Source organism: Microbacterium sp., assembly GCF_052099035.1.
In the GTDB taxonomy this organism is placed as follows: domain Bacteria; phylum Actinomycetota; class Actinomycetes; order Actinomycetales; family Microbacteriaceae; genus Microbacterium.
The window spans coordinates 1-3,141 of the sequence record NZ_JBQDSX010000141.1; the positions used below are offsets into that span (position 1 = coordinate 1).

Annotated in this window: 5 protein-coding genes and 1 pseudogene; 4 read left to right on the forward strand and 2 right to left on the reverse strand. The window is 64.5% G+C overall.

Annotated elements, in window-relative coordinates; genetic code table 11:
* A pseudogene (locus tag ACTIAO_RS17460) lies at window positions 1-202 on the reverse strand (hypothetical protein); the annotation flags it as partial.
* A 25-nt stretch (window positions 203-227) separates the two neighbouring features.
* Window positions 228-893 (reverse strand): TetR/AcrR family transcriptional regulator, encoded by a 666-nt coding sequence (locus ACTIAO_RS17465; RefSeq protein ID WP_441845617.1) that lies wholly within the window; start codon window positions 891-893, stop codon window positions 228-230.
* Between the two features lie 71 nt (window positions 894-964).
* Here ACTIAO_RS17465 and ACTIAO_RS17470 point away from each other — a divergent pair, with 71 nt between their 5' ends.
* The 4 genes from ACTIAO_RS17470 to ACTIAO_RS17485 form a co-directional block, all read left to right on the forward strand.
* Window positions 965-1,126 (forward strand): hypothetical protein, encoded by a 162-nt coding sequence (locus ACTIAO_RS17470; protein ID WP_441907332.1) that lies wholly within the window; start codon window positions 965-967, stop codon window positions 1,124-1,126.
* A gap of 33 nt (window positions 1,127-1,159) precedes the next feature.
* Complete coding sequence (locus ACTIAO_RS17475; RefSeq protein WP_441845618.1) at window positions 1,160-1,975, forward strand: MerR family DNA-binding transcriptional regulator; 816 nt, start codon at window positions 1,160-1,162, stop codon at window positions 1,973-1,975.
* Window positions 1,972-2,190 (forward strand): hypothetical protein, encoded by a 219-nt coding sequence (locus ACTIAO_RS17480; protein WP_441845619.1) that lies wholly within the window; start codon window positions 1,972-1,974, stop codon window positions 2,188-2,190. Before ACTIAO_RS17475 ends, ACTIAO_RS17480 begins: the two co-directional genes overlap by 4 nt.
* A partial coding sequence (locus ACTIAO_RS17485; RefSeq protein WP_441907333.1) for an IS481 family transposase occupies window positions 2,187-3,141 on the forward strand: 955 nt, incomplete at its 3' end. The genes ACTIAO_RS17480 and ACTIAO_RS17485, both read left to right, overlap by 4 nt.

The window sequence follows — 3,141 nt, forward strand, 5'->3', positions numbered from 1 at the left end:
ACGACGCGACCCCTGTTCGCCGATCGACGATCCAGGCCAGCACGAGCGCCACGGCGGCGAGCAGCCAGCCCAACCAGGTGATCTCGAAGACGAACAGCGCAGGTGCGGCGAGGCAGACGGCCAGTGCCGGCCCTGCCGCGGCGACTGGTGCGGATGGGGCGGTCGCGCGGCCCGATGGATGCATGTCCGTGTCGTCGATCACGACGGGATTCTCCGTGCCGGCACGGTCAGTCGTGACTCTCGTCGGCGGATGAGGCTGCCAAGCGGGCAATCCCGTCGAGCACGATCGTCAGACCGACCTCGAAGGTGTCCTCGAAGGGCGAGGCGGGGGAGGCGACGTACAGCGCGGCGAGCTCGCCGATGCGGGGGGACGCGGCCAGATCCATGCCCTGCGCCAGTTCATCCGGCGCATCCATGAGTCCCACGTCGGTCAACATCGACTCCTGCAAGGCGAACCCGTATACGAAGGCGTCGAGCACGGCATAGCTATGAGCGGCGGCACGAACGCTGAAGCCCTGCCGGCGGAGAACCTCCAGCACCGCCTCGTGGTTCGCCAGGCTCGCCCGGCCCGGCTGGCGCTGCGTCTCCATGACACGCAGTGCCCACGGATGCCGCCGCAGGGCCGAGCGCATTGAGCGCGCACGCTCGGCGAGTTCGTTGCGCCACGGTAGGTCGGGGCCGGGGAGGGAGACCTCGGCGAACACGCTGTCGACGACGGCGCTCAGGAGTGCGTCCTTGGTCGCGACGTGGTGGTACAGCGACATCGGGCGAGTGCCGAGATCATCCGCGAGATTGCGCATCGTCACCGCGTCGAGACCAGCGCGGTCGGCGAGCTGCTGCGCCGCGCTCACGATCCGCTCCGCGGAGAGCGAGTTTCTCGGGGTCCTTGACATTGACTCGACACTAACGTACTTAGTACCGTACAATGTACGATACTAAGTACGAACCGACCGCGGAGAGACCAGTGAACGCTCAGATTCGATTCGCATCCATCACCGCGGGCATTGCGCTGGCTGTGATGGCAGTGCTGGCACCGCTCGGTGTGATGGTGGCGCTTCCGTCCGGATCGACCGGCACGGCGGGCCTAGCTGTAGTTCCCCACGAGGTTGTGAACGCGGAAGCTTGACCCTCCGGTAGGGGGAGCCGCGATGCTGGACTCATGCTACAAATCGGTGAGTTCGCAGGTCTGACGGGGCTGAGCGTGAAGGCGCTTCGCCACTATGACGAGAAGGGTGTGCTGGTCCCGGCCGAGGTCGATGATCTGTCAGGGTATCGAAGGTATGGAGAGAGTCAAGTTCGTGCTGGTGTCGTTGCCCGTGCGCTTCGCGACGGCGGTGTTCCACTTCCGGCGGTCGCGGCGGTGGTTGCCACCGGCGGAGCGAGCGATGCTCTGACGGCGCACCGTCGGCGGGTTCTTGAGGACCGCGCGAGAGAAGACCACGCGTTCGTCGCTGCTGAAGACGTGCTTCGGGCGTTGGCTGCTCCGGTGTCGGTAGTTGAGCGGGAGGTGGACGCGCAACCATTCGTCGGGCAGGCTATCTCCGTGAGGGTGGATGATGCTGAGTCGCTCTCCGACGAGGACGCCAATGCGGTGTTCGGTGAACTGTTCGAGCAGTTGCAGGCATCCAATCTCGGTCCGAGTGGGCAATTCTGGACCACCCTCCGAGCGGGAGAGCGCGGAACGGTCGAGGTCATCTGCTGCTGGCCTACGCTGATCAAGGTCGACGATGAGTGGGGCGGTCCGCAGACATTTGCTGGAATTCTCCCGGCCCGCACCGACTTGGTCGCGACCTGGCGACCGACTGAGGGCGAGACGCTTCCGGACGGGGCTGCACACCCTGCCGTCGTCGCATTGTTCGACGCAGTTGCTGATCGGAAGATCGAACTGGGCGGCTTAGAGGTGCGCCAAACCGTGCTTGGTCAGAGCGAACAAGACTACGCCGTCGATGTCTCCGTCACGATAGAACCACGATGACAACCAAAGCGACGGCCGCTCGACTCATCAGTGGTGTGATTCTCATCGGAACCTTCTTTGTGTGGCTGGCAGCCCGATCAACCGTGCTCGACACAACCGTCGGCGGCGTTACTGACCTCGTCGCTCTCGTGTTGCATGGGACCGCCTGGGCAGTTCTCCTGGCCGGTGTTGCTCTGTTCGCATCCGTCGCGACGGCAAGAAGCAATTCGCAGTGACGCATGCGAACGCGCCTCTGACCCCGGTTGGACGGAGGCGGCTCGCTGTCCTGATCGTGGATCAAGGGTGGACGGTCAGCCGTGCCGCCGACCGATTCCAATGTTCGTCGGCAACCGCGTCGAAGTGGGCACGACGGTATCGTGCGGGGTTGCCGTTCACAGATCTCCCGTCGCGACCCCGCTACTCGCCGTCTCGCACTGCGCGACGAACCGAACGACGGATCATCGCGCTGCGCTTTACGCGGCAGTGGGGACCGCATCGGATCGGTTATCACCTCGGCATCCCTCGCTCGACAGTGGGCCGCGTGCTGCACCGATATCGAATGCCCTTGCTGTCACATCTCGATCGGTCAAATGGGCTCCCCATCCGGAAGTCAAGGCCGGTCCGATATGAGAAGACCAGACCCGGAGAGCTGGTCCATGTCGACATTAAGAAGCTCGGGCGTATCCCGGACGGCGGCGGACACCGCGTCCTCGGACGTGCGGCCGGGGCACGCAGCAAGAGGAATGGTCGTGGGTACGCCTACATCCACCACGCGGTCGATGATCATTCGCGCCTTGCGTACTCGGAGATCCTGAACGACGAGCGCAAGGAGACTGCAGCGTCGTTCTGGGAACGCGCCCGCGCATTCTTCGCAGCTGCGGGCGTCGAAGTCACCGCGGTCATGACAGACAATGGCTCCTGCTACCGGTCTGCTACCTTCGCCGCCGCACTGAACGGAATCAAGCATCGCCGCACCCAGCCCTATCGACCGCAGACAAACGGGAAGGTGGAGCGATTCAACCGCACTCTTGCCGCGGAATGGGCCTATGCCACCGCATACAGCTCGGACGACGCCCGCGCCGCGGAATATCCTCGATGGCTGCATCACTACAACCACCACCGGCCCCACTCAGGAATCGGCGGCCAGTTCCCCTCGACCCGCGTTCACAACGTCACGGGGAACTACA